Source organism: Leifsonia sp. CL147 (assembly GCF_900114565.1).
Taxonomy (GTDB): domain Bacteria; phylum Actinomycetota; class Actinomycetes; order Actinomycetales; family Microbacteriaceae; genus Leifsonia.
The window spans coordinates 22,492-46,892 of sequence record NZ_FOTM01000009.1 but is presented as its reverse complement, the minus strand read 5'-3'; the positions used below and the strand labels follow the sequence as shown (position 1 = coordinate 46,892).

The 24,401-nt window shown below is 70.5% G+C and carries 19 protein-coding genes; 9 read left to right on the top strand and 10 right to left on the bottom strand.

The window, feature by feature from the left end:
• Nucleotides 1-49: 49 nt before the first annotated feature.
• The 5 genes from BM287_RS09545 (at nucleotide 50) to BM287_RS09525 (ending at nucleotide 4,661) form a co-directional block, all read left to right on the top strand.
• On the top strand, nucleotides 50-616 hold the full coding sequence (locus BM287_RS09545; RefSeq protein WP_090038865.1) for a TetR/AcrR family transcriptional regulator: 567 nt from the start codon (nucleotides 50-52) through the stop codon (nucleotides 614-616).
• A gap of 68 nt (nucleotides 617-684) precedes the next feature.
• The gene (locus tag BM287_RS09540; protein ID WP_090038867.1) at nucleotides 685-2,412 is read left to right on the top strand and encodes a cation:proton antiporter; all 1,728 of its coding nucleotides are present in this window, start codon (nucleotides 685-687) and stop codon (nucleotides 2,410-2,412) included.
• 79 nt (nucleotides 2,413-2,491) lie between these two features.
• Nucleotides 2,492-2,686: a hypothetical protein gene (locus BM287_RS09535; protein WP_090038869.1), complete on the top strand. Its 195-nt coding sequence runs from the start codon at nucleotides 2,492-2,494 to the stop codon at nucleotides 2,684-2,686.
• Nucleotides 2,687-2,718: 32 nt separating this feature from the next.
• Nucleotides 2,719-3,171 carry a Fur family transcriptional regulator gene (locus BM287_RS09530; RefSeq protein WP_090038871.1) on the top strand — a complete coding sequence of 151 codons (453 nt, stop codon included), beginning with the start codon at nucleotides 2,719-2,721 and terminating at the stop codon, nucleotides 3,169-3,171.
• Complete coding sequence (locus BM287_RS09525) at nucleotides 3,168-4,661, top strand: catalase (protein ID WP_090038874.1); 1,494 nt, start codon at nucleotides 3,168-3,170, stop codon at nucleotides 4,659-4,661. The genes BM287_RS09530 and BM287_RS09525 overlap by 4 nt, the downstream gene beginning before the upstream one ends.
• 199 nt (nucleotides 4,662-4,860) lie before the next feature.
• Here the strand turns inward: BM287_RS09525 and BM287_RS09520 are convergent, their stop codons facing one another.
• Entirely contained in the window at nucleotides 4,861-5,580 is a 720-nt protein-coding gene (locus tag BM287_RS09520) for a PhzF family phenazine biosynthesis protein (RefSeq protein WP_090038876.1), read from the bottom strand.
• Between the two features lie 59 nt (nucleotides 5,581-5,639).
• Between BM287_RS09520 and BM287_RS09515 the strand changes: the two genes are divergently transcribed.
• Nucleotides 5,640-5,894 carry a three-helix bundle dimerization domain-containing protein gene (locus BM287_RS09515; protein WP_090038878.1) on the top strand — a complete coding sequence of 85 codons (255 nt, stop codon included), beginning with the start codon at nucleotides 5,640-5,642 and terminating at the stop codon, nucleotides 5,892-5,894.
• Between the two features lie 68 nt (nucleotides 5,895-5,962).
• Here BM287_RS09515 and BM287_RS09510 read toward each other — a convergent pair whose 3' ends face one another.
• A complete protein-coding gene (locus BM287_RS09510) occupies nucleotides 5,963-7,474 on the bottom strand; it encodes an NAD-dependent succinate-semialdehyde dehydrogenase (protein WP_090038880.1) in 1,512 nt (503 codons plus the stop codon).
• Nucleotides 7,471-8,868 (bottom strand): 4-aminobutyrate--2-oxoglutarate transaminase, encoded by a 1,398-nt coding sequence (gene gabT / locus BM287_RS09505; protein ID WP_170857496.1) that lies wholly within the window; start codon nucleotides 8,866-8,868, stop codon nucleotides 7,471-7,473. The genes BM287_RS09510 and gabT overlap by 4 nt, the downstream gene beginning before the upstream one ends.
• A 92-nt stretch (nucleotides 8,869-8,960) precedes the next feature.
• Here gabT and BM287_RS09500 point away from each other — a divergent pair, with 92 nt between their 5' ends.
• Nucleotides 8,961-10,412 (top strand): PucR family transcriptional regulator, encoded by a 1,452-nt coding sequence (locus BM287_RS09500; RefSeq protein ID WP_090038882.1) that lies wholly within the window; start codon nucleotides 8,961-8,963, stop codon nucleotides 10,410-10,412.
• A gap of 128 nt (nucleotides 10,413-10,540) precedes the next feature.
• Nucleotides 10,541-11,464 (top strand): aldose 1-epimerase family protein, encoded by a 924-nt coding sequence (locus BM287_RS09495; protein WP_090038884.1) that lies wholly within the window; start codon nucleotides 10,541-10,543, stop codon nucleotides 11,462-11,464.
• Between the two features lie 256 nt (nucleotides 11,465-11,720).
• Here BM287_RS09495 and BM287_RS09490 read toward each other — a convergent pair whose 3' ends face one another.
• The 7 genes from BM287_RS09490 to BM287_RS09460 all read right to left on the bottom strand — a co-directional run bounded on the left by BM287_RS09490 (nucleotide 11,721) and on the right by BM287_RS09460 (nucleotide 20,690).
• Nucleotides 11,721-13,325: an alpha-amylase family glycosyl hydrolase gene (locus tag BM287_RS09490; protein WP_244528111.1), complete on the bottom strand. Its 1,605-nt coding sequence runs from the start codon at nucleotides 13,323-13,325 to the stop codon at nucleotides 11,721-11,723.
• Between the two features lie 75 nt (nucleotides 13,326-13,400).
• A complete protein-coding gene (locus BM287_RS09485) occupies nucleotides 13,401-14,162 on the bottom strand; it encodes an isocitrate lyase/PEP mutase family protein (RefSeq protein ID WP_090038888.1) in 762 nt (253 codons plus the stop codon).
• A 70-nt stretch (nucleotides 14,163-14,232) separates the two neighbouring features.
• Nucleotides 14,233-15,243: a LacI family DNA-binding transcriptional regulator gene (locus BM287_RS09480; RefSeq protein WP_090038890.1), complete on the bottom strand. Its 1,011-nt coding sequence runs from the start codon at nucleotides 15,241-15,243 to the stop codon at nucleotides 14,233-14,235.
• Nucleotides 15,244-15,304: 61 nt separating this feature from the next.
• A complete protein-coding gene (locus tag BM287_RS09475; RefSeq protein WP_090038891.1) occupies nucleotides 15,305-16,171 on the bottom strand; it encodes a carbohydrate ABC transporter permease in 867 nt (288 codons plus the stop codon).
• Nucleotides 16,168-17,109 (bottom strand): carbohydrate ABC transporter permease, encoded by a 942-nt coding sequence (locus tag BM287_RS09470; protein WP_244528109.1) that lies wholly within the window; start codon nucleotides 17,107-17,109, stop codon nucleotides 16,168-16,170. Before BM287_RS09470 ends, BM287_RS09475 begins: the two co-directional genes overlap by 4 nt.
• A 70-nt stretch (nucleotides 17,110-17,179) precedes the next feature.
• Nucleotides 17,180-18,502 (bottom strand): ABC transporter substrate-binding protein, encoded by a 1,323-nt coding sequence (locus BM287_RS09465; RefSeq protein WP_090038895.1) that lies wholly within the window; start codon nucleotides 18,500-18,502, stop codon nucleotides 17,180-17,182.
• Nucleotides 18,503-18,539: 37 nt separating this feature from the next.
• On the bottom strand, nucleotides 18,540-20,690 hold the full coding sequence (locus BM287_RS09460) for a glycoside hydrolase family 36 protein (RefSeq protein ID WP_090038896.1): 2,151 nt from the start codon (nucleotides 20,688-20,690) through the stop codon (nucleotides 18,540-18,542).
• Between the two features lie 263 nt (nucleotides 20,691-20,953).
• On the opposite strand from BM287_RS09460, the gene BM287_RS09455 reads away from it, so the two are divergent.
• On the top strand, nucleotides 20,954-23,659 hold the full coding sequence (locus BM287_RS09455) for a CBM35 domain-containing protein (protein ID WP_090038898.1): 2,706 nt from the start codon (nucleotides 20,954-20,956) through the stop codon (nucleotides 23,657-23,659).
• The last annotated feature ends 742 nt before the right edge of the window (nucleotides 23,660-24,401 follow it).

Here is a 24,401-nt window from a genome sequence, read left to right as displayed (position 1 = left end):
TCCCGCTCCGGTCGACCGGACGGGAGAACGACCCGAAAGGACCGTCGCCGTGACCGGCACCGAGACACTCACCTCGAGCGTCGCCCGACCTCAGAGGGCGGATGCGCGACGCAACTTCGAAGCGCTGCTCACCGCTGCGCGAGAGGCGTTCGCGAAGCAGGGTCCCGGGGCTCCGCTGGAGGACATCGCACGCCGCGCCGGAGTGGGGATCGGGACGCTGTACCGCAACTTCCCCACACGCGACGCTCTCGTCGAGGCCGTCTACATCGACGAGGTCGAGGCCGTGGTCCGCGCGGCCGAAGACGCAGGCTCCCTCGACCCGTGGGAGGCCGTCCTGGTCTGGCTGCGCCGCTTCGTCAGCTACGTCGGCACCAAGCGCGCCCTGATCGAGGGACTCAACAAGGAGTCGCCCGTCCTCCTCAGCTGCCGCACCTCTCTCTACGACGCGGGGGCGCCCCTGATCGCCCGCGCCCAGGCCGCGGGCGAACTGCGGAAGGATGCGGAGGTCGGCGACGTCATCCGCATGGTCTCCGGCATCGCCGGGGTCGCCTTCGACGACGACGAACAGCGCGACCGGGTGATCGCGATGGCGATCGACGGGCTCCGCGCACGCTGAAGCGCCGCCCGCTGAACCCCGCTCAGGGAACCGCACTCTGATCCGGGCGCTCCCTCTACGCTGAGGAGATGGAGCTGGGCGTCTATGCGGTGATCGCCGTGGCGGTCATCGTCGGCGTGGCAGCCTTCGCCCGCAAGCTCGGCGTGGCCGCGCCGATCATCCTCGTCATCGTCGGCGTGATGCTCTCCTTCCTGCCCGGCGTGCCGAAGATCGGGGTGCCGCCGGAGATCATCCTGGATGGGCTCCTCCCGCCGATCCTGTTCGCCGCGGCCATCAGCGTCCCGCTCACCGACTTCCGGCGCAATCTGGCGCCCATAGCAGGACTCTCGGTCGTGCTGGTCGTGATCACCGCCTTCGCCGCAGGCTTCATCCTGTTCACGATGCTGCCCCACCTCAGCCTCGCGGCGGCGATCGCCCTCGGCGCGATCATCAGCCCTCCGGATGCCGTGGCGGCGACCTCGATCGGACGCAAGCTCGGCCTGCCGCCGCGCGTCCTCACCGTCCTGGAGGGCGAGGGCCTGGTCAACGACGCGACGGCCCTGGTGCTGCTCCGCACGGCACTGGCCGCCGCACTCGGGACGCTGACGACGCCGTGGGCCGGTGTCGTCGACTTCTTCTCCGCGGTAGTCATCGCCTCCGTGGTCGGGCTCGTGGTCGGGTTCGTCTCCGTCTGGGTCCGCTCGAAGCTGAGCGATCCCGTCCTCGACACCGCACTCTCCGTCGTCGTGCCGTTCGCCGCCTTCGCGCCGACCGAGGCGCTGCACGGCTCCGGGGTGCTGGCGGTCGTCATCACCGGCCTCTACACCGGGCACGCAGCGCCCAGCCGGTTCAGCGCCCAGGCCAGGATCAGCGACCAGATCAACTGGCGGACCATCCAGTTCCTCCTGGAGAACGGCGTCTTCCTGCTGATCGGACTGGAGCTGCGCACTCTCATCGCGGACGTCGAGAACCCCGAGGTGCTCAGCGTCTGGAACGCTGTCGGCCTCGGCGTCATCGCCGTCCTCGCCCTCATGGTGATCCGGTTCGTGCTGATCGTGCCGCTGATCCTGGGCCTGAAGAGACGCGCGGAGCGCGCCGAGCGCAGCGTCCTCCGCGAGTGGCTGATGATCAGCTACTACCGCGACCATCCGGTGCGCTACCGCTGGCAGGCGCTGCGCAAGCAACGCGCCGAGCGGCGCTACGAGCGGCATCGCAGCGACCTGGAGGAGTACCGCCAGGAGGCGATCGACGGGAAGGGCGGCGTGGTCCTGGGATGGGCGGGGATGCGCGGCGTCGTCACGCTCGCGGCCGCGCAGTCGCTGCCGAACAGCATCCCGTACCGCCCGCAGCTGATCCTCATCGCCTTCACGGTCGCGTTCCTCAGCCTGGTGGTGCAGGGAGGGACGCTGCCCTGGCTCATCCGCGCGCTCGGCCTGCAGGGTGCGGATGCGGGCGAGGACCGCCGGCTGCTGGCGCAGCTGCTCGACGACCTGAGCGAGGCCGGACTCGCCGTGCTGGACGATCCGGAGACGGCGGCGGCATCGACCACCCAGATCGACCCGGAGGTCGTGGAGCGCGTGCGGCAGTCCTCGTACCTGCGCGCTGAGTCGGCGTGGGAGCGGACGCTGCTGAACGACACCCCGCAGGAGAGCCGTCCGCACCACGTCTACCGGACGCTGCGGCTCGCCGTGGTCGACGCCGAGCGCACCCGCCTGCTTCTGGAGCGCGCCCGCGGTTCGTACCCGTCCCGCGTGCTCACGGAGGCGCAGTCGCTGCTGGACCTCGAGGAGACGCGGCTCCGCTCCCGCTCGCGGTAGATCCCCCGGATCGGCGTCATGACCGGTCGGCGGGCCCGTCTGTCATTAATGAGGCCCGCAGGGGGCGGAAAGGAGAGTCATGGAACTCACCGTGATTCGCAGCCAGGACCGACGACGCATGGTGGTCGCTGTCCAAGCCGACAACCAGCACGAAGCGCTGACCACCATCCGCAGGGCCATCGGTCCGGTGACGGTCGCCCTGGAACAGGTGATCGTCCGGACGGGGCGGCGCGAGATCGACCCGCGCCACGCCCGGAGCCGCGGCAATTTTTAGCAATTCAAAATAGGATCGGCTAGGGTCGACCCATGGACGCGGCACGCCTCGAGAGCGAATTGCGCGAGGCCGGCCTCAAGGCGACGCGAGGCCGGCTGGGCGTGCTCGAGGTGCTGACCCACCACCCGCACTCGGACGCGGAGACGGTCTTCCGATCTCTGTTTCCGATGCTGCCGGGAACGTCGATCCAGAACGTGCACAACGTTCTCGGCGACCTCACGGCGGCGGGGTTGTTGCGGCGGATCGAGCCGGCCGGCTCACCCGCTCGCTACGAGCGGCGCGTGGGCGACAACCATCACCACGTGGTCTGCACCGCGTGCGGCGCCGTCGGCGACGTCGACTGCGTCGTGGGTCACGCGCCCTGCCTGGATCCCTCGGATGCCGGCGGATTCGCGATCAGCACCGCGGAAGTCACCTTCTGGGGTCTGTGCCCGTCCTGCCAGGCGCGCTCCGAGCGCGCTCACCACGATGAAGGAGAACGATGACGGACGACTACACGACCACCCAGACCGGGAGCCCGGTCGCCAGCGACGCGCACTCGCTCACCGCCGGCCGCGACGGCGTCACCGCACTGCACGACCGCTACCTCGTCGAGAAGCTCGCCCAGTTCAACCGCGAACGGATCCCCGAGCGCATCGTCCACGCGAAGGGCGGCGGGGCGTTCGGCGAGTTCGTCGTCACCGGTGACGTGAGCGCGTACACGAAGGCTGCGGTGTTCCAGCCGGGCGCGACCACCCGGACACTCCAGCGGTTCTCCTCCGTGGCCGGCGAGCAGGGCTCCCCGGACACCTGGCGCGATGTGCGCGGGTTCTCGGTGAAGTTCTACACGACCGAGGGCAACTACGACATCGTCGGGAACAACACGCCGGTCTTCTTCATCCGCGACGGCATCAAGTTCCCGGACTTCATCCACTCGCAGAAGCGACTTCCCGGTTCCGGGCTCCGTGACGCGGACATGCAGTGGGACTTCTGGACGCTGTCCCCCGAGTCCGCGCACCAGGTGACCTACCTCATGGGCGACCGCGGCCTCCCCCGTTCCTGGCGCACCATGCCCGGCTACGGATCGCACACCTACCAGTGGATCAACGCGGCCGGGGAGCGCTTCTGGGTCAAGTACCACTTCCACTCGCTGCAGGGCAACGAGGAGATCGGCGGCGTCGAGGCGCAGCAGCTCGCCGGCGCCGACGCGGACTACTATCGCCGCGACCTGTACGAGGCGATCGAGGCGGGCGACCTCCCGGCCTGGCGGGTGTCCGTCCAGGTCATGCCGTATGAGGACGCCAAGACGTACCGCTTCAACCCGTTCGACCTCACCAAGGTGTGGCCGCACAGCGACTATCCGCTGATCGAGGTCGGGATCCACACCCTCACCGACAATCCGCAGAACTTCTTCGCCGAGATCGAGCAGGCGGCGTTCTCGCCGGCCAACACCGTCCCGGGTATCGACATCAGCCCGGACAAGATGCTGATGGCTCGTGTCTTCTCCTACCCCGACGCCCAGCGCTACCGCGTCGGCACCAACTACAACGAGCTCCCGGTCAACCGTCCGGTCGCTCCGGTCCACAACTACTCGCAGGACGGCGCGGGGCGTCACGGCTTCAAGCCGGCCGATGCGCCGGTGTACGCGCCCAACTCGTTCGGCGGACCGGCTGCTCAGCCGGAGCGCGCTGGCGAGGGCTCCTGGGAGTCGGACGGCGAGCTCGTTCGTTCGGCCGCCACCCTCCACGCCGAGGACGACGACTTCGGCCAGGCCGGAACGCTCTACCGGGAGGTCTACGACGACGCGGCCAAGGCCCGCTTCCTCGAGACCATCGCGGGCGCGGTGGGCGGCGTGACCCGCGAGGACATCCGCGAACGCGCCGTCCAGTACTGGACGAACGTGGATGCGTCGCTCGGCCGGGCACTCCGCGACCGGCTCGAGTCGGGCACCGAGACACCCGACGAGGCCGCCGAGTACGTCGGCGTCGCCGACTAGCAGTTCCTCCCGGCGCTGACGCGAAGCGCCGACGGAAAGGGAGGTGTCCGCGGCTCAATCCCCTACGGACGCCTCCCTTTCCCGCTTCCCACGGCGTGTCGCCCGCCACCCTCCTCCGTTTCCGCCGAGGACAGTGGCGGGCGCACGTCGGCCGGCCGGCCGGCCGGTCGGGCGGGCGGCCGGCCAGCCGGCCAGTCGGCTAGAGGGTCGCCTCGATCGTGCGATCGTAGACCGTCGTGCCACCGACGCGGATGCGGCCGTCGGCGAGCAGTTCCGTCACCAGCTCGGACCCCTCGCCCTGCAGGATGCGCAGCGGCCGTTCCAGCCGGGCCGTCAGGCCGATGGCGGCGGCTCCCGTCGCCTCGTCCTCAACGATGCCCATCTCGGGGGCGAACATGCGCGCGCGGAGGCGCCCGGCGCCCTCGTCGATCCACGCGTACGCGTAGTGCTGGCCCGTCGGGAAGGCGAACGGATCCAGCGCCTCGACGTCGGCCGGCGAGGCCAGTGGCAGCCAGTCGAACGAGGGCGTCCATTCGGGCCGCGCCGTGATCCATGCGGTGTCGTCGTCGACCGCCACCTCGACGTCGCCGGCCGCCTCGTGCAGCACATCCACGGGGGTGCGGCGGTCGGCCAGCCACCAGGCCGTCCCGACACTGGGATGGCCGGCGAACGGCAGCTCTTTCGCCGGGGTGAAGATGCGGATGCGCGCGGCACGCTCGGCCTGATGCACCGCATCCAGGAACACGGTCTCGCTGAAGCCGAGCGCGGTCGCGATCTCCTGCTCCCGCGCGCTCGTCGCCGGTGTGCTGCGCACGATGCCGAGCTCGTTGCCGTTGCGACCGCTCTCGTTGGTGAACACGCGGACGACGACCACCTCGATGGTGTCGCCGCTTTCGCTGCTTTCGCTGGTCTGATCCATGGCCACCACACTGCCAGACAGCCTTTCGGACGTTAACCACCGAGGTGCATAATCCCGCCATGAGGACCGACGACCGCCAGAACGCCGACGACGAGGACATCGCCGTCGAGCACGCAGCCGAGCGGCTCGCAGGCCGCTACCCCGACGTCCCGCGGGAACGCATCGACGAGCTGGTCGAGAAGCACCGCGTAGAGTTCGACGGCGCTCCCGTGCGGGACTTCGTGCCCGTGCTCATCGAGCACGATGTGAAGCAGGAACTGAACGCTTCGCGCCAAGGGGGCACGACCGGACAGCAGGAGGAACGCTCCCGCTGACGGGCAGCGGCGCGCTCCCGCCGCATCCCGGTCATCCCGGTCATCCCGGTCAGGCCGCGCATCCCCGGTCAGGCCGGAATCAGCGTGTACTTCGTGCTCAGGTACTCGTGGATGCCCTCGAGTCCGCCCTCACGCCCGAGGCCCGACTGCTTCACGCCGCCGAACGGGGCCGCCGCGTTCGAGACGAGCCCGGTGTTGAGGCCCATCATGCCGGTGTCGATGCGGTCGATCATCCGCTGGCCGCGCGTGAGGTCCTGGGTGAAGACGTAGCCGACGAGGCCGTATTCGGTCGTATTCGCGGCCGCGATGGCCTCCTCCTCGGTGGAGAACGTGGTGATCGCCAGGATCGGTCCGAAGATCTCCTCGGCCAGGATGTCGCTGCCGGGCTGCACATCCACGAGCACGGTCGGCTCGAAGAAGTTCCCCTCGCCGTCCGGCGCGCTGCCCCCGGTCAGGATGCGGGCGCCGCGGGACACCGCATCCCGGAGCAGAGCAGACATCGAGGCGATAGCGCGGTCGTCGATGAGGGGCCCGATGGTGACGCCCTCCTCGGTGCCGCGCCCCATCACGAGCGCCTCCACCTTCTCCGTGATGCGACGGGCGAACTCGTCCGCGACCGACTCGTGCACGATGAACCGGTTGGCGGCGGTGCACGCCTGCCCGATGTTGCGGAACTTGGCCAGCATGGCGCCGTTCACGGCCGCGTCGAGATCGGCGTCGTCGAACACGACGAAGGGCGCATTGCCGCCGAGCTCCATGGAGGTGCGGAGCACGTTCTGGCCGGCCTGCGCCAGCAGCGACCGGCCGACCGGTGTGGAGCCCGTGAACGACAGCTTGCGCAGGCGTGGGTCGGCGATGATCGGCTCGGAGACGGTCCGGGCCGTGCTGGTCGGGATGACGTTGACAACGCCGGCGGGGACGCCGGCGTCGGCGAGCAGCTGAGCGAAGAACAGCGTCGTCAACGGCGTCAGTTCGGCCGGCTTGACGACGACCGTGCAGCCGGCGGCGAGCGCCGGCGCGATCTTGCGGGTCGCCATCGCGAGCGGGAAGTTCCACGGGGTGATCAGGAAGCAGGGCCCGACCGGACGCTGCGAGACGACCATCGCGCCGGTCCCCTCCGGGTTCTGGCCGAAACGGCCGGAGATGCGGACCGCCTCCTCCGAGAACCACCGCAGGAACTCGCCGCCGTACGTGACCTCGCCGTTCGCCTCGGCGAGCGGCTTGCCCATCTCGAGCGTCATCAGCAGCGCGAAGTCCTCGCGGCGCTCCTGGAGCAGGTCGAAGGCGCGACGCAGGATCTCCGCACGGACGCGGGGCGCGGTGCCGGCCCACTCGTCGGCCGCCGCGACCGCGGCGTCGAGGGCCCGCATCCCGTCCTCCGGCGTCGCGTTCGCGATCCGCCTGAGGACGCGGCCGGTGGCGGGGTCCTGCACCTCGATCGGGTCGCGGGTCCCCGGCTCCCAGCGCCCGCCGATGAACAGCCCGTCCGGGATACGGGCGAGCAGGTCGGCCTCGCGGGCCGACGAGGCAGCAGAGATGGCGCCGGGGGCCGCTCCGCTCGGGTTCTCGACGATGGTCATGCGCCTGCCACCGCCTCCGTGACGACGTCCAGTCCCTCGATGAGGAGGTGGTCGGGGATGCTCAGCGGCGGCAGGAAGCGGATCACGTTCCCGTACGTGCCGCAGGTGAGGAGCACGACGCCGGCAGCGTGGGCGGCGGCGGCGACCCGGGCGGTGAGCGCGGCGTCCGGGTTCCCGGTGACCGGGTCGACCAGCTCGATCGCGACCATGGCGCCGCGGCCGCGCACCTCCGCGACGCGCGGGTCCGCATCCCGGAGCGCACCGAGCTTCTCGAACAGGATGTCGCCGATCCGGCGGGCACGTGCGGCGAGGTCCTCCTGCTCGTACGTCTCGATGGCGGCGAGCGCGGCGACGCACGCGAGCGGGTTCCCGCCGTACGTGCCGCCGAGGCCGCCGACCTGCGGGGCGTCCATGATCTCGGCGCGCCCGGTGACCGCCGACAGCGGCAGTCCGCCGGCGATCCCCTTGGCCGTGACGATGAGGTCCGGCACGATGCCGAACTGCTCCGAGGCGAACATGGTGCCGGTGCGGGCGAAGCCGGTCTGCACCTCGTCGGCGATGAAGACGACGCCGTTGGCCCTCGCCCAGTCCTGCAGCGCGGGCAGGAAGCCGTCCGCCGGGACGATGAACCCGCCCTCGCCCTGGATCGGCTCGATGATGAGGGCGGCGAGGTTGTCCGCGCCGACCTGCTTCTCGATCATGGTGATCGCGCGCGCGGCCGCCTCCGCGCCGGACAGCCCGCCGTCGCGCAGTGGGTAGCTGAGCGGCGCGCGGTAGATCTCCGGCGCGAACGGGCCGAAGCCGTTCTTGTACGGCTGGTTCTTGGCCGTCAGCCCCATCGTGAGGTTGGTGCGGCCGTGGTACGCGTGGTCGAACGCGACGACCGCCTGCTTGCCGGTGTAGTGGCGGGCGATCTTCACGGCGTTCTCGACCGCCTCGGCGCCGGAGTTGAACAGGGCGCTGCGCTTGGCGAAGTCGCCGGGGGTGAGCCGGTTGAGCGCCTCGGCCACGTCGACGTAGGAGTCGTACGGCGCGACCGTGAAGCAGGTGTGCGTGAAGGCGGCGACCTGCGCGGTCACGGCCTCCACCACGCGCGGGGCGGAGTTCCCGACGCCGGTAACCGCGATGCCGGAGCCGAAGTCGATCAGGGAGTTGCCATCCACATCCACCAGCACGCCGCCGCCCGCCGCCACCGTGAAGACGGGGATGGTGGTGCCGACGCCGGCCGCGACGGCCTGGGCCTTGCGCTCGGCTCGCTTGCGCGACTCCGGGCCGGGGATGGCGGTGACGAGCCGGCGCTCCTGCGGGAGCGAGGGTCCGCCGACGTGTGCGCCCTCGGGCGTGCCGGGGCGCGCGGCGCCGGCGGTCTCCTGTGCGGTGTCGAGGATGGTCATGTCCCGAATCGTAAGAAGACGGCGCTCTCGAAGGGCTGGACGCATCGTACAATCGCAGCGTCGGGGATCGACACCCTGGCAGATGGAGCCTCATGCCCGCGACCCTCACCCAGCTTCTCGCCCGCGGCGAGCTGGGCCTGCGCCTGCTCACTCCCCCGGACTCCGGGGCGCTGGATGCCCCCCTCGCCTGGGCGCACAGCTCCGACCTCCCGGATCCGACGCCCTTCCTGTCGCCCGGTCAGCTGCTCCTCGTGACGCAGCCGCCGGAGGATGCGGAGGCGTATGTGCGGCGCCTCGCCGACCACGGCATCGCCGGGCTCGGGTTCGGGACCGAGGTCGTCCGCGCCGGGACGCCCGCCTCCCTGGTGGAGGCGTGCACGCGGCACCGGCTGCCGCTGTTCGAGGTGCCGTACCGGACCCCGTTCATCGCGGTCGTCCGCTTCGTCGCCGACCGGGTGGCGGCCGACGCCTACGCCCGCAGCACCTGGGCACTGCGGGCCTCGCGCGCGATCTCGCTGGCCGCGCTGCGCCCCGACGCCCTCGGCGCCGTGCTCTCCGAGCTGTCGCGCCAGATCGAGCGGCCCGTGGCTCTCGTGGGCGCCGACGGCACGGTCGGGCGCTGCCACCCGGCGGGTGCTCTGGGTGCGCGGGCGCGCCAGGCGCTGATGGAGGCCGCCGACCCGCTGCTGCGGAGCGGCCGCCGGGCGGCGGGCACGGTCGGTACGGATGCCGGACCGTTCGCCCTGCAGACCCTCGGCGCCGCCGGGCGCCTCCGTGGGGTGCTCGCCGTCGGCTCGGAGGGGCTGGACGCGGCGGCCCAGCAGGTGGTCACCGGCGTGGTCGCTCTGGCCGGCCTCGCCCTCGAGCAGTCCCGCGCGGCGGACGCTGCCCGGGAACGGCTGCGCACCGCGGTGTGGCGCGCGCTCCTCTCCGGGAACACCGGAGTCGCCGCCTCCATCGCCGAGCCGGTCCTCGGATCGCTTCCGCCCGCTCCCCTGCGGCTCGCCGTCCTCTCCGGCGCAGCGGTCGCGGCGGGACTCGACTGGCTCGAGTCGCACTCCGACGCGTTCTTCGCGCGCGACGGTGCCGACCTCGTGGTGCTCGGCGACGACGCGGCGGCCGCGGCCCTCGCCGCGCGCTTCGACCTCCGCGGCGGACTCTCGGCGCCCACCGGTCTGGAGGCTCTGCCCGCCGCCCTCGGGCAGGCGCAGACCGCCCGCAACCGCGCGTCGGCCGACGACCCGGTAGCCGTCTTCGACGATGTCGCCGCGGCCGGGATGCTGGCGCTCCTGCACACACCGGACGCGCGCGCCGTCGCCCAGACCACCCTCCATCCCCTGGTCGCCGCCGACCCGTCGCTGCCCGCGGTGCTGCGGACGTGGCTGGATGCGGACGGCGTCTACGACGTCGCCGCCCGCCGGCTGGGCGTCCACCGGCACACCCTCCGCGCCCGCGTGGCCGACGCCGAACGCCTGCTCGGCCGCGACCTGTCGACGTTCGCCGCCCGGGCCGACCTCTACGCCGCCCTCCGCGCCACCGCCTGACCCCGCCCCACCGCCCCACCCGCCCCACCATCGAGTACACGAAGACTGCACGCTCAGACGCTCGAAAACGTGCAGTCTTCGTGTACTCGATGGTGGGGGGAGGGACGGGGGTGCGCGAGAATGGGCGGATGAGCATACCCATCTCCGGAACCCACTTCGGTCTCACCGCGGGCGATTACCATGCGACGATCGCGTCCGTGGGCGCGACACTGCGGACGCTTCAGTTCGACGGGCGGGACCTCGTCGTCCCGTTCGGCGCCGACGAGGTGCGGCCCGCCTTCCGCGGAGCCACCCTCGCGCCCTGGCCGAACCGGGTGGTCGACGGGCAGTACACCTTCGATGGAGTCGAGCAGCAGCTCCCGCTCACGGAGCCCGGAAGGGGGCACGCCCTCCACGGTCTCGCCGCCTGGCTCGACTTCGTGGCCGTCGACCGCGCCGCCGACAGCGTCACCTTCGCGGCGACCATCGAGGCGCAGGACGGCTATCCCCACCGCGTCGAGGTGACCGTCGCCTTCTCCCTGGATGAGGACGGCCTCCACACCAGCGTCACCGGCACCAATACCGGCCGTACCCGGGCGCCGTGGGGCACCGGCCCGCATCCGTACCTGGTCGCCGGCGACGGCCGCGTGGACGATTGGACCCTGACGCTTCCCGCGGAGCAGGTGCTCGCGGTGACAGAGGACCGCCTCATCCCCACCGGGCTGGCCGAGGTGACGACCGCGAACGGCGGCGCCTGGGACTACCGCACCCCGCGCGTCATCGGTGACACCTTCATCGACCACGCGTTCACGGGGCTCACCCGCACGGCCGATGGCGGAACGACGGTGCGACTGACGGCGCCGCAGGGCACCGGCGTCGAGATGGTGTGGGGTTCCGACTGCCCCTGGGTGCAGATCCACACGGCCGATCAGGCCCTGCCGGAGCTCAACCGGCTCGGCCTCGCCGTCGAGCCGATGACGTGTCCTCCGGATGCCTACAACTCGGGAACGGACCTCATCGTGCTCGAGCCCGGGGCCGCGGCCACCGCCTCCTGGACCATTCGCGCCATCTGACCCAAGCGACGATTCGTCACGAATGTGCACCTAGACGCGACCGGAGCGACGATTCGTCACGAATGTGCGGCTTGACGTGACCTAAGCGACGATTCGTCACGAATGTGCGGCTAGACGCGACCCAAGCGGCGATTCGTCACGAATGTGCGGCAAGACGCGACCCAAGCGACGATTCGTCACGAATGTGCCGCTAGACGCGGCCCAAGCGACGATTCGTCACGAATGTGCACCTACGCACGCCCCAAGCGACGATTCGTCACGAATGTGCACCACTCCCGGCGGACAGCCACGCGAAGCCGTACGGCCCGAGGGTGCGGCCGTCCCATCCCTCGGCGAGCAGGATCTCCGACCCGTCGACCGGGTCGAGCTCGACGGTCTCGTCCGAGAGGTTGTGGAGGGTGATCAGTCCGTCGCGGCGCAGCGCGAGGACCGACGGCCGGCCGACGTCGAGCGCCTTCCAGCCGTTGGCGTCGGCGTTGCGCTCGTGGCGGAGGCGGCCGATCGTGCGGACCAGCGCGAGCAACGACCCGGGGTCGCGCTCCTGCGCCTGCACGTTCACCGTCCGGTAGCCGTATGGTCCGTCGGTCTGCGCGGGCAGCGTTCGAGGGGATGAGCCGGCCGTCGTGAAGCCGCCCCACCGGGAGTCGTCCCACTGCATCGTCGTGCGCGCCGCACCGCGCCCCTCGACGCTGAGATCGTCGCCTTGGCCCAGCTCCTGGCCGGCCAGGAGCAGCGGCACGCCGGGCAGGGCGTAGAGCAGGCTCATCGTCATGCGGAGACGCTGGTCCGGCTGCATCATGGGCGCCCAGGCCCGGCGGATGCCGCGGCCGTAGATCAGCATGTCCGGCTCCGGCGCGAACTCGTCGAACGCCTCCCGCCGCTCGTCGTCGCTCAGCTGTTGCAGGTCGATCTCGTCCGCGTTGTGGAGGAAGTTGAGCCGGGAATCCGGCGGGATGGTGTCGTCGAGCCGGCGCAGCGCATCCACGATCGGCCGGGCGTCACTGCGGGTGAGCGCGAGGATCACCGCGTTGTTGAGCGTGAAGTCGATGACCGCTTCGAAGCGGCCCCGCTCGACCAGGGATGCCATCAGCTCCGGCGACTCGTCCGCCTCGGCGATGAGCGCGACGTCGTGCCGCACCTGGCGGAGCCGTGCCCGCAGGCGGTCGAAGAACTCGCCGTCCTCCACATCCGTGTCCGGCCGGCCCTTCCCCTGCACCAGGAGCAGCGCTGCGTCGATGCGGAAGCCGTCGACACCGACCTCCAGCCAGAAGGTGAGCACGCGCACGATCTCCTCGAAGACATCCGGATCGGTCGCGTTGAGGTCGGGCTGGAACGCATAGAACTGGTGGTGGTAATAGCGGCCCGCTCGCTCGTCGTACTGCCACACGCTGTCGTCCTCGCCGGGGAACATGGGATGGTCGCCCGGCTCGATCGAGTCGTCGTCGCTCCACACGAAGAACCGGCCCGCCTGCCCGCGCGAGTCCTCCCGCGCGGCCAGGAACCACTCATGCCGATCGGAGGTGTGGTGCAGGACGGCGTCGATCAGGACGCGCATCCCGAGCTCGTGCGCCCGGCCGAGGAGGGCGCGCAGCCCGTCCACGTCTCCGAAGCGCGGGTCGATGGCGAGGTGGTCGTCGACGTCGTACCCGTTGTCCCGCCGGGCGCTCGGATAGAACGGCAGCAGCCAGATCCACGTCACACCGAGCGAGGCGACGTGATCGAGGTGCCGCATGGCCCCGGCGAAGTCGCCGAAGCCGTCCCCGTCGCCGTCCGCGAAACGGGAGAGGTCGAGCCCGTACATGAGCTCGCCCGGGTCTCCCGCCCAGTTGGCCCAGCCTTCCTGATTCGTCGAAGTATCCACGCTCCCACTAATACCCTCGGGCGATGCGTGGCGGCCCAGGCGCCGCCCCGGCGGGCGACGCCGCCCTCGCACGTCTCACCGGCTGAAGTCGAGGAGCTGCTGCTGGAACAGGGCGTAGGAGGTCGCGGTCGGCGGTTCACGGCCGTCCCGGACCGCAGTGGCCACGCCCACCGCTGCGTCGATCGCCACGCGGTACGGGAGCGAGCCGGTGCTCACCCGCCGGACGCCGAGCTGCTGCAGGTCGGCGAGGGTCAGTCCCGGCACGACGAGGACGTTGAGCGGAAGCGGGATGCTGGACGCCAGCTGCTCCAGCGTCGCAGGATCTGCTGCGCCCGGGACGAAGATCCCGTCGGCGCCGGCATCCGCGTAGACCTTCGCCCGGTCGCGGACCGCCTCGACCGTGTCGTCCTCGTGGAACCAGTAGGAATCGACACGCGCATTGACGAACACCTCCGGGGCCGCCCGCTTGATCGCGGCGATCTTCGCCGCCGGAATCGACGGGTCGACGAGCCGGCCGCCGGCGGAGTCCTCGAGGTTGACCCCCGCCGCGCCGAGCCCGGCGACGAGGTCGGCGACCTCGGAGGGGTCGTCACTGTACCCGTCCTCGATGTCGGCGGTGATGTACACGGGCAGGGCCGAGATCCGGCCGATCAGCGCGAGGGTGGCCTCCCTGCTGGCGCTCTCGGCGTCCGGGCGCCCGGCCGAGGCGTTCACGCCGAAGCTGGTCGTGCCGACCGCTGGAAAGCCCGCCGCGGCGAAGGCGAGGGCCGAGCCGACATCCCAGGCGTTCGGCAGAAGCAGCGGCTCGGGTCCGAAATGCAAGTCGTGGAACGACATAGTGCACCTCCCTTGAGGGGAGGTTAGCGCCCGGCCTCCGGCAACGGCACCCCTCCCGCACAGCGAAGGCTCACGCGGGAGGCGGCGCCGTGCTCTCGCGGATGATGACCGTCGGTCGCTCGGAGGAGAACCTGCGCACCTTCCCTCCGGCCATCACGGCCTCGAGCAGGTCGTAGGCGCGCGACCCCAGGCCGACGAAGTCCTGGTCCACCGTGGTGAGTGGCGGGCTCCACATCCGGGCGAGGGGATGGTCGTCGAAGCCGACCACGCTGACGTCGTCCGGCACCCGTTTTCCCTTTTCGACGAGCCCGCGGATGACACCCATCGCGATCTCGTCGTTCCCGCAGAACACCGCGGTGACGGTGGGGTCGTCGGCGAGCGCGCGGCCGATCTCGCGGCCGGATTCCGGCTCCCAGGTCGCGTCGACCGGCGCGGGGACCGGCGCGCCGTGCTTGGTGAGCGCGCGCTTCCAGCCCGTGGTCCGCCCATCCTCTTTGCGCGACGGAGGGACACGGACGTGATGCACCGTCGCGTGGCCGAGTTCGAGCAGGTAGGCGGTGACCTCTTCCGCCGCCTCCGCCTCCGCGAGGACGGCCTGCGGCACACCGCTCTCACGCACGCCCGAGATCGACACGGTCGGGATCGACTTCGGGATGCGGTGGAGCGCCGCCACGCCGGGCGGGTCGAACTTGAGCACGACGACGCCGGCGATCGGCTGGTCGAGCACGAGGGAGACGGTTCCCTCGACGATGTCGTCGTCGGCCGACTCCACCACCGTGATGCTGACCGTGTAGCCGGCTGCGCGTGCCCGCTCCTCCACCCCGCGGATGGTCTCCGCGTAGCCGTAGCGGGACGTGTTCCCGGCGATCACCGCGATCAGCTTGGGCTGCCGGGCGACCAGCGCGCGCGCTGCCGCCGACGGCCGGAAGTCGAGCTCCTGGATGGCCTGCATCACCCGGGTCCGCTTCTCGTCGGAGACGTAGGCGGCGCCGTTGAGGACGCGCGACACCGTCGGCACCGAGACGCCCGCGCGGCGTGCGACGTCGCTGATCACGGGCGGTTTCGGGGCATTGTTCGGCATCGCCCTCAGCATAGCGACGCGCCCGTCGCAGCCGAACCGGCAGCCGCACCCGCCCCACCGATCACTTCACCGCTCCGCTGGTGACGCCGGCGATGATCCGCCGCTGCATCACCGTGAAGGTGATGAGCAGCGGCAGGCTCATCAGGATGATGTAGGCGAAGATCAGGTGCCAGTTCTGCAGGTACAGCCCGGAGCTCGCGACCTGGTAGAGGTTCAGCGGCAGCGTGTCCAGCCGGCCGCCGATCACGAACAGCGCGTAGAACACGTCGTTCCAGATGTAGAGGCAGATCAGGATGGTGGCCGTCGCGAGTGTGGGCGCGAGCAGCGGCAGGATGATCCGGAAGAACACCTTCACCGGGCCTGCGCCGTCGACCCGGGCCGCCTCCTCCAGCTCGACCGGGATCGTGCGGACGAATCCGGTCACGAAGAAGATCACCGTCGACATGTACATGCCCATGTAGACGCCGATCATCCCGATCGCGGTGCCGGCCAGCCCGAGCTGCCTCAGCAGCAGCACGATCGTGACCACGGCCGGCGGCAGGACGATCCCGCTGATGCCGAGCGCGTAGACGAATGCGATCGGCTTGCTCCGGCGGCGCCCGAGGATCCAGGACGCCATGGCACCGAGCAGGAGCACGCCGAACACCGACGGGACCATGATCAGCAGGCTGCCGAGGAAGGCGGGAATCATCCGGCCCTGGTCGAGCACGGTGCCGAAGTTCTGGAGGAGCTGCCAGCTGGTCGGCAGGGCGAGGCTCGGGTTCAGGGCCTCGGCCTGGTCCTTCCCGGCGGTCACGACGACCAGCCAGAACGGGATGCCGAGCAGCAGCACCACGAGCAGGATCGCGACGGCCGGCTGGATCAGCCGCGCCGGCCGCAGGGACCGGCGGCGACGCGCCGGGGTGGAGGTGGAGGCGAGCGCGCTCACAGCACGTTCTCCCTTCTGCGCAGGAAATAGATCACGGGGAAGGCGAGGACCGTCACCATGAGGAAGAGGGAGAGGCTCATCGTCGTCGCCTGGGCGAACAGGCCCTGCCCGAACGTCCGGAAGATGAAGATGTTGAGCAGTTCCGTCGTCCCGCCCGGTCCCCCGGCCGTGGTCGCCTGCACGATGTCGAACCCGTTCATCGACCCCAGCAGCGCAGTGGCCACGTTGAACGTCACGGCGGGCGCAAGGAGCGGGAAGCGGATGCTGCGGAAGGTGGTCCACCATCCCGAGCCGTCGAGCCGGGCCGCTTCGAGGATGTCCTCGTTGATGGTCTTCAGGCCCGCGAGGTAGATCAGCATCGAGAGGCCCATCCACTTCCAGGCGTGGATGAGGGCGACGACGACGATGGTCCACGTCGTGCTGCCGAGCCAGGCGATCGTCACGTGCTGGCCGGTGAGGAAGCCGAGGATCTGGTTCAGCGCGCCCGCCGGCTTCAGCATCGCCTGGAAGATATAGCCGACGGCGAGCGCCGACATCACGACCGGCACGAAGAATGCGACCCGGGCGAAGCGGTTGACGGCGGTGTCCCGCTCCAGCACGAGAGCGAGGATGAGCCCGAACAGGTTCTGGAAGATGGCCACCAGCACCGCGTACACCAGTGTGATCCGCAGGTCGTTCAGCAGGCTGCCGTTGGTGAAGAGCGCTGCGAAGTTGTCGAAGCCGACGAAGCCGATGTCGCTGTGGAAGCTCGACCAGTTCGTGAAGGCATAGACGAAGTTGAAGACCGTCGGGACGAAGAAGAAGATGACGAGGACGACGAGCGCCGGCACGAGGAACCAGGCGGGGTGATCCTGACGTCGGCGCCCGCCGGAGCGCGGCGGTCGCCTGCGCGCCTGCGCTGCGGCAGTGGGGGCCGGCGGGGCGAGTTGTGCGGTCACGGGGTGCTGCCTTTCCGGGGGTCGCTACGGGTGCGCCGGGGCGGCTCTCGGAGCCGCCCCGGCATCCCGGCTAGAAGCCCTTGACTCCTTGTGCCTTCGCCAGCTGAGCGAACTGGTCCTGCGTCGTCTGCGCCACCTGGACCGGGGTCTTGGTGCCCTGGATCATGTCGGCGAGGTTGAGGTACAGGTCCGGGTTCGCGACAGCGAGGGCCTGCATGGAGCCGACCGAGCTGTCGAGGGACGCGGCGACATCCTTGAGCGCCTGCGGCACATCGGACGGCGTGTCGACGCCCTTGATCAGCGAGACCGTCGACTGCGCCTTGACGAAGTCCTTGTACCCGTCGCCCAGCCAGTAGGAGAGGAACTGGCGCGCGGCCGCCTCGCGCTTGCTGTCGCCGGACTTGAAGGCGACCAGAGCGTTGGACTGGTCGGGGATGTAGGTGCCGACGTTGCCCGTGGGCGAGATCGGGAAGAAGCCGATCTTCTTGTCCAGGTCAGCGGTGTTCGAGGTGGCCTGCAGTTCACCGAAGAAGGAGTTCACCTGCATGGCCATGGCCGCCTTGCCGCCGAGGAGCGCTGTGCCCTGATCGACGAAGGTAGCCGTCTTGATGTCCGAGTTGAACAGTCCCTGCTGGATCAGCTTCTGGTAGTTGTCGATGGCGCCCTGGATGGTCGGGTCGGTGAACTTCTCCTGGTTCTTGTTCACCTTGTCCCACAGGCCGTCCTTGGCGGCATCGGCGAGCTGCGCCTGCACCCACCACTGGGTGGCCCACTTGTCGCCGCCCATCTCGTAGAACGGGTCGACGCCCTTGGCCTTCAGCTGCTGGGCGAGCTGGATGAACTCGTCCCAGTTCTTCGGCGTCGTGGTGATGCCGTTCGCCGCGAAGACTTCCTTGTTGTAGTACACGCCGATGACGGCCGGCGTCGTGACGAGCGCTGCGTACCGGGTGTCGCCCAGCTTCCCGGTCATATCGGCCAGGTTGCCGGTGTAGTTCTTGACCCAGGGCGCGCCATCCAGCGATTGGAGGTTCTGGGTGGCGTTCAGAGCGGTGAGCTCGGACGCGGTGGGCTGCCAGAAGGCGAGGTCCGGCTTGTCGCCCGTCGCGACCTTGGTCTGGACGCCCTGCTCGTACGGGTCAGGGATGGTGACGACCTTGACCTTCGCGCCCGTCAGCTTCTCGAAACCGGAGATGACGCTGTCGGCCGTCTTATTCGAGTTCTGGGCGGCCCAGATGGTGAGGTTCACCCCGTCGAGCTTCGTGTTCTGCGCCGGCCAGGATGCGCTGCCGGCGCTTCCGCCTCCGGAGCCGGGGTCACTGCATCCTGTGAGGGCGAGGGCGGCGGCCGCCGCGATGGCCGCGATGGTCGCGGCGCCTTTCCAAGCGATCTTCATCGAACTGCTCTCCTTGTGTGACGTAGCGACCGTAGCGCTACTGGGTTCGTGTTGCGGAATGCGATGCGGACGCGACCTTCGTCGCGGCCTCCAGGCGGAGGACTCGCGCGCCGATGACGCCTGTGCGGGCGACGATGCGGAGTTCTCCAGTCCCCGCGTCCCAGTGGGTCTGCCACTTGGGAAGGGTTCGCGGGAAGACGGGCGTGACCGCGAGCTCCCGCCCGGCGAACGCCGGGAGGGACAGCACGGTCTCGGGTACTGCGGGGTCGCGGTTCCAGACGGTGACGAGAGCGCCGCCGTCCGTCCCCGGTCGTTCCGTCCTCAGGCCGAGGGCGGTCCAGGCGCCGTCCCAGGTGGGGACGCCGAGCGGCCAGAAGGGAGTGGATGCGGCGAGCTCGCCGCGCAGAGCCTTGGCGGCCTCCACGGCCTCGGACACCAGGGCGAGACGTTCGGCGTCCATCCGGGCCAGGTGCCCGGAGACGTAGTAGCGGCCGAGCAGCCCGGTCGCCAGGCAGAACGCGACCTCCTCGATGGTCATCTCGGGCTGGGGGTACGCCCAGCTCGCGGCCTGCTCGGGGAGCATCGCGGCCGGCGCGCTGGCGGCGATCGGCGGGTACTTGAGGAAGTCCTGCTGATCGGAGGTGGACTGCAGCTGCAGCCGGGACAGCATCCCGAAGTCGGAGCGCATGGCGCCCGAGGCGCAGTTCTCGATGACGAGGCCCGGGTGCCGGTCGAGGAGGCCGTCCAGCCACTCCAGGTGCGCCCGGTTGTGGGCGAGCAGGCCGGCGCCCACGCTGTCGGCGTCGCGGTCGGTCCCGGGCCCGGGGTTGATGTTGTAGTCCAGCTTGAAGAAGCCGATGCCGAACTCGGCGACCAGCCGGTCGACCACACCGTCGAGGTGCTCGCGCGCCGCGGGGTGGCGCAGATCGAGGTGGAAGCGGTGGTGCTCGACGACCCGCTCGCCCGCACGCTGCAGGAACGCCTCGTCGGGCAGCTGCGCCGCCATCGGGCTCTTCACCCCGATGACCTCGGGCTCCAGCCAGAGCCCCGGCACCATCCCGGCGTCGCGGATGCGGTCGATCACCTGCGCCAGGCCGCCCGGGAAGCGGGTCGTGCTCGGCATCCACTCGCCGACCGTGTCCCACCAGTCGCCGCTGTCGTCGTACCAGCCGGCGTCGATGCAGAACACCTCGGCGCCCACGGACGCTGCCGCGTCGATCAAGGGCAGCAGCTTCTCGGTCGTGGGATCGCCGTTGAGCGTGTTCATGTAGTCGTTGAACACGACGGGCATGGCGACGTTGTCGGGATGCGGACGGCGCGCGGCCCGCCGGTACCGGGTCAGCTGACCGATCGCGGAGGTCACGTCGGCGGCCAGCGCGATGGCGGCCGGGACGGTCGTGAAGGTGTCGCCCGGCCGGAGCTCCTCGCTCCACTGGTGGTCGGTGTCGGTGGGGCCCGAGAGGGCGAGGTAGCCGCTGGCCGTGTCCTCCCCGATCTCCCAGCGCCAGGCGCCGTTGTGCTCGATCTGCCAGGCCCAGGCGGCGCCGAGCCGTGGCGACCGGACGGCCGCGATCGGCAGGTGCTTGCCGGTGGACCAGGTGCCGGAGGAGATGACGCTGAACTCGCCGCGCGGGTTGTGGTTGGTCAGGTGCTGCTCGAGGCGGGGGAAGCGGACGCCGCCCAGCGGCTCGTGCATCCACCGGCCCTCGCCGAGCCAGTCGCTCAGGGCGTGGTACACCTCCCACTCGCGGATGTCGCTGCGGCCGTTCCCGCCCAGGTACAGGGCGAGCGTCGGGATGCTGCGGAGCACCACGGCCTCTTCGCCGCCGTTGGCGACCGTGACCGTCGAGCGCAGGACGGCGAGTCCGTCCGGGAGCTCCAGGCGCAGTTCGACGCTCAGGCCGCTCGCGGCATGGGCGAGGTGGATGCGCAGCTCGCTCCCGCGGGCACTCGTCGTCTCCTCGTGGCCCGCATAGCGGAGGTCGTGGCCGATCGCGGTGTGCACCAGACGGTCGCTCGCGAGGGAGTGTCCGTGCCGCACGGTGAGGACATCGACCAGCGGCAGCCCAGCCGGCATCTCCAGCCGGAGCCCGGCGCTCTCGACCGCGGCGATACGGGGTGCCGAATCGGCCGACCACTCGAACTCGACAGTCAGCGTCCCGGTGCCCCAGCTCAGGCGGTCGGTCATCGGTCTCCTCATCATTGCGGACTCGTACGGACGGTGCGGCCGGCTGACCGCGTCGACTTATGATAGCGCTATCAGAACGAAATGCAAGTGACAACTGGTAGCGGTATCAGATAGACCAGTACTGAGCCGTTCGCCCTATTGCGCTCAGGCACGGTATCGCTATCATGATAGCGGTTTCAGGATGTGCCCGGGCCGGCGATTCGCCGGTCGGGACCCGACGCTGACCGGAACCGTCCAACCGATCCGTACGAAGGAGTACCCGCTTGAACGGCACATCTCGCAGGCATCGTCTGCGCAGCATCCTCCCGCCCTCCATCGCTCTCGCCGCCGGCGTCGCCCTCGCGGCCGGCGGCCTCACCCTCCCCGCTTCCGCAGCAGGCGTCGACCACCTCGGTGTCGACTTCTCGCACACGACCGGCACGTTCCGCGGAGGTTCGACCGGAACGCTCTACGGCCTCGGCGACGACGGAGTGCCGAGCCAGGCCGTCCTCGACGGAGCGCACCTGACGAACACCTCGCAGAAGCCGCCGCAGGGAGCACAGCACCCCAACGGCGATGCGCTCCAGGTCGAGTCGTCGTTCTTCGCGGCAGGCGGCCAGGACCTCTACGTCTACGTGCAGGACATGTACCCGGACTGGCCGTACAACGGCGGCAAGCGCCCGGGCGACGCGAACGGCGACGGCGTCTGGGACTACCTGCCCATCCTGAAGCAGGCGGTCGAAGCGGTCGCGACGACGTCGAAGCATCCCGAGAAGTACGTGTTCATCCCGTTCAACGAACCGGACGGCGGCAACTGGTACCCCAACTGGTCGACGCAGAAGGACCAGTTCCTGACGGACTGGTCGGCGGCGTACCAGGTCATCCAGAGCGTGTACGCCGAACACGGACTCGGCCACGCGCGCATCGGCGGCCCCGGTGACTCCACCTGGCACGCCGACCGGAGCGCCGACTTCCTGAGCTACGCGAAGGCGCACTCCGAGCTGCCCGACGTCTTCATCTGGCACGAGCTCGGCACGAACAACCTGGCCACCTTCCGCGGCCACCACGATGCGTACACCGCCCTGCTTCAGCGACTCGGCATCGCGCCCATCCCCGTCAACATCACGGAGTTCGGGATGCTGCGCGACATGGGCGTGCCCGGCCAGCTGGTGCAGTGGATCTCCATGTTCGAGAGCGAGAAGGTCGACGCGCAGACCGCGTACTGGAACTACGCCGGCAACCTCTCCGACAACTCCTCCCGCAACAACGGCGCCAACGGCGGCTGGTGGATGTTCAACTGGTACGGCAGCCTCGCGGGTTCGACGACGGCGGAGGTCACTCCCCCGCAGCTGAACGTGCCGGACACCCTCCAGGGCCTCGCCGCCATCGACACGAAGGCCCGCAAGGCGACCGTGCTGTTCGGCGGAGGCAGCTCGGACGTCGCGGTCGACGTGAAGGGCCTGGACGTGTCCACCTTCGGCGAGACGGTGGATGTGCAGGTGCGCGCCGACCGCCTCAACGGAGCCGAGGGCGCGTCGCTGCAGCCGCCGGTGATCCTGTCGACCACCGCGAAGATCGTGAACGGCGCCGTCTCGGTGACCGTGCCGAACAGCGACCGCTACGCCGGATACCAGCTCCAGATCACCCCGCAGCTCACCGACCCGCAGCCCGTGGCGACGGACCTGGTGAACAGCACGGAGGCCGAGAACGCGACCATCGCGAACGCGACCGTCTACACCCAGGATCCGTCACGCGAGTGGTCGTTCATGGCCTCCGGGGGCAAGGATGTCGGCTCGTTCAACCGGGCAGGCTCCTCCGCGACCTGGAACGTGACGGTGCCGGCCACCGGCGACTACCGGCTCTCGATCCTGAGCGGGTCGAACGCGACGCCGGGCAAGCACGCGCTCTTCGTCGACGGCTCCTTCGACCAGCTGGTGAAGTACTCGGCGGACCTCAACTGGGGCTACCGCGGAACGGCCGACGTCACCCTCCACCTGACCGCCGGCACGCATGCGCTGTCGCTGCGGGCCAGTAAGGACGGCACCACGGTGCTGCCCGGAGCGGACATCACCCTCGACCGCTTCGACCTGTACGACGTCACCTCGGGCGAGCGCGCGACGTACCCCGCAGTGGATGCGACGCTGGCGGGCGGGGCGACGCTCTCCTGGCAGCAGCCGGTGGCGCGCGGGTACGCCTCCCTCACGGGCGACGCCAGCGCGACGTTCTTCGCCGCGACGGCGGAGACCGGGTACTACGACGTGACGACGCACTTCGCCACCGCCGGCGGCGGAGGCACGCCCGTGCTGACCGCGAACGGCCGCAGCATCCCGCTGCCCGCCGCCGCCGGGCCCGGCGTGTACGACGCGACCGTCCGCGTGTTCCTGCCGCAGGGCGTGAACGAGCTCAGCGTGCGTGCGGCGACCGGCAGCATCCTCGTCGGTGACGTCTCGACCCTCCGGGGTGCGGCGCAGAAGGCGGCCGACGCGGATCCGTCCCTCGTGTTCCACAGCGAGGCGGAGGCGCTGCCCCGGTCGGGCGCGGCGGTCGTCCAGACGGACCCCGCCAACTCGAACGGGTCGGCGGACACCCAGGGCGTCGTGCGCGACGTCGGCTACCTCGGAAACGGCGCGGCCAACACGCTGACGGTCCCCCGGCCCAGCGGCTTCGCCGCCGGCGAGTACCAGCTGGTGCTCGGCGCATCCAACGCGGACAAGTCCGCCGCGATCAACTACAACCCGCAGGTGATCAGCCGCTTCCTCGACGTGACGGAGACGGGAGGCGCCACAGCGCGGGCGGCGTTCCGCCACAACTACTCGTGGAACAGCTACTGGGACAAGACGATCCCGCTGTCGCTCACCACGGACGGCGGCGCGCTGACCCTCGGCAACCCGACCGCGTACGGTCCCAACCTCGACACAGTCACCCTCGCGAAGTTCGTGGCCGCGGCCCCGGCCCTCGCGCGCATCCACCCCGGCCTCGGCCGGGAGTAACCCGCCGCCCCGTCCCCGTCCCCGTCCCGTCCCGTCTCGTCCCGTCCCCGTCCCGTCCCCGTCCCGTCCCGTCTCGTCTCGTCTCGTCCCGTCCCGTCTCGTCCCGTCCCCGTCTCCCGTCCCGTTCCGTTCGTCCCCCCTCGTCGGCTGCCGCCTCTCGCCGAGGTGCTCGTTGTTGCACCCGGACACGGCGTGTCGCCTGCAACAACGAGCACCTCGAGGCTGGAGGACTGGGGCCGGGACCGGAGACCAGGACGGGGGCCGCGACGGGAGACGGGGGACGGAACCGGGAGGGACGGGCCGCGGAGGGACGGGCGAATCGCCGAGGTGCTCGTTGTTGCACCCGGACACCGCGTGTCGCCCGCAACAACGAGCACCTCGAGGCCGGGGGCCGGGACGGGAGACGGGGACGGACGGGCCGCGCAGGGACTGGGAGGGACGGGCCCCGGAGGACAGGCGAGGGCTGCGGAGGACGGGCAAATCGCCGAGGTGCTCGTTGTTGCACCCCGGCACGGCGTGTCGCCCGCAACAACGAGCACCTCGAGGCCGGGGGCCGGGACGGGAGACGGGGACGGACGGGCCGCGCAGGGACTGGGAGGGACGGGCCCCGGAGGACAGGCGAGGGCTGCGGAGGACGGGCAAATCGCCGAGGTGCTCGTTGTTGCACCCCGGCACGGCGTGTCGCCCGCAACAACGAGCACCTCGAGGCCGGGGGCCGGGACGGGAGACGGGGACGGACGGG

What these genes read in the sequence shown, in the direction of transcription:
- BM287_RS09525 (WP_090038874.1), top strand. Translation starts at nt 3,168, where the DNA reads ATGACGGACGACTACACGACCACCCAGACCGGGAGCCCGGTCGCCAGC.
- BM287_RS09465 (WP_090038895.1), bottom strand. Translation starts at nt 18,502, where the DNA reads ATGAAGATCGCTTGGAAAGGCGCCGCGACCATCGCGGCCATCGCGGCG.
- BM287_RS09520 (WP_090038876.1), bottom strand. Translation starts at nt 5,580, where the DNA reads ATGGATCAGACCAGCGAAAGCAGCGAAAGCGGCGACACCATCGAGGTG.
- BM287_RS09530 (WP_090038871.1), top strand. Translation starts at nt 2,719, where the DNA reads ATGGACGCGGCACGCCTCGAGAGCGAATTGCGCGAGGCCGGCCTCAAG.
- BM287_RS09515 (WP_090038878.1), top strand. Translation starts at nt 5,640, where the DNA reads ATGAGGACCGACGACCGCCAGAACGCCGACGACGAGGACATCGCCGTC.
- gabT (WP_170857496.1), bottom strand. Translation starts at nt 8,868, where the DNA reads ATGACCATCCTCGACACCGCACAGGAGACCGCCGGCGCCGCGCGCCCC.
- BM287_RS09540 (WP_090038867.1), top strand. Translation starts at nt 685, where the DNA reads ATGGAGCTGGGCGTCTATGCGGTGATCGCCGTGGCGGTCATCGTCGGC.
- BM287_RS09495 (WP_090038884.1), top strand. Translation starts at nt 10,541, where the DNA reads ATGAGCATACCCATCTCCGGAACCCACTTCGGTCTCACCGCGGGCGAT.
- BM287_RS09535 (WP_090038869.1), top strand. Translation starts at nt 2,492, where the DNA reads ATGGAACTCACCGTGATTCGCAGCCAGGACCGACGACGCATGGTGGTC.
- BM287_RS09480 (WP_090038890.1), bottom strand. Translation starts at nt 15,243, where the DNA reads ATGCCGAACAATGCCCCGAAACCGCCCGTGATCAGCGACGTCGCACGC.
- BM287_RS09510 (WP_090038880.1), bottom strand. Translation starts at nt 7,474, where the DNA reads ATGACCATCGTCGAGAACCCGAGCGGAGCGGCCCCCGGCGCCATCTCT.
- BM287_RS09500 (WP_090038882.1), top strand. Translation starts at nt 8,961, where the DNA reads ATGCCCGCGACCCTCACCCAGCTTCTCGCCCGCGGCGAGCTGGGCCTG.
- BM287_RS09485 (WP_090038888.1), bottom strand. Translation starts at nt 14,162, where the DNA reads ATGTCGTTCCACGACTTGCATTTCGGACCCGAGCCGCTGCTTCTGCCG.
- BM287_RS09460 (WP_090038896.1), bottom strand. Translation starts at nt 20,690, where the DNA reads ATGACCGACCGCCTGAGCTGGGGCACCGGGACGCTGACTGTCGAGTTC.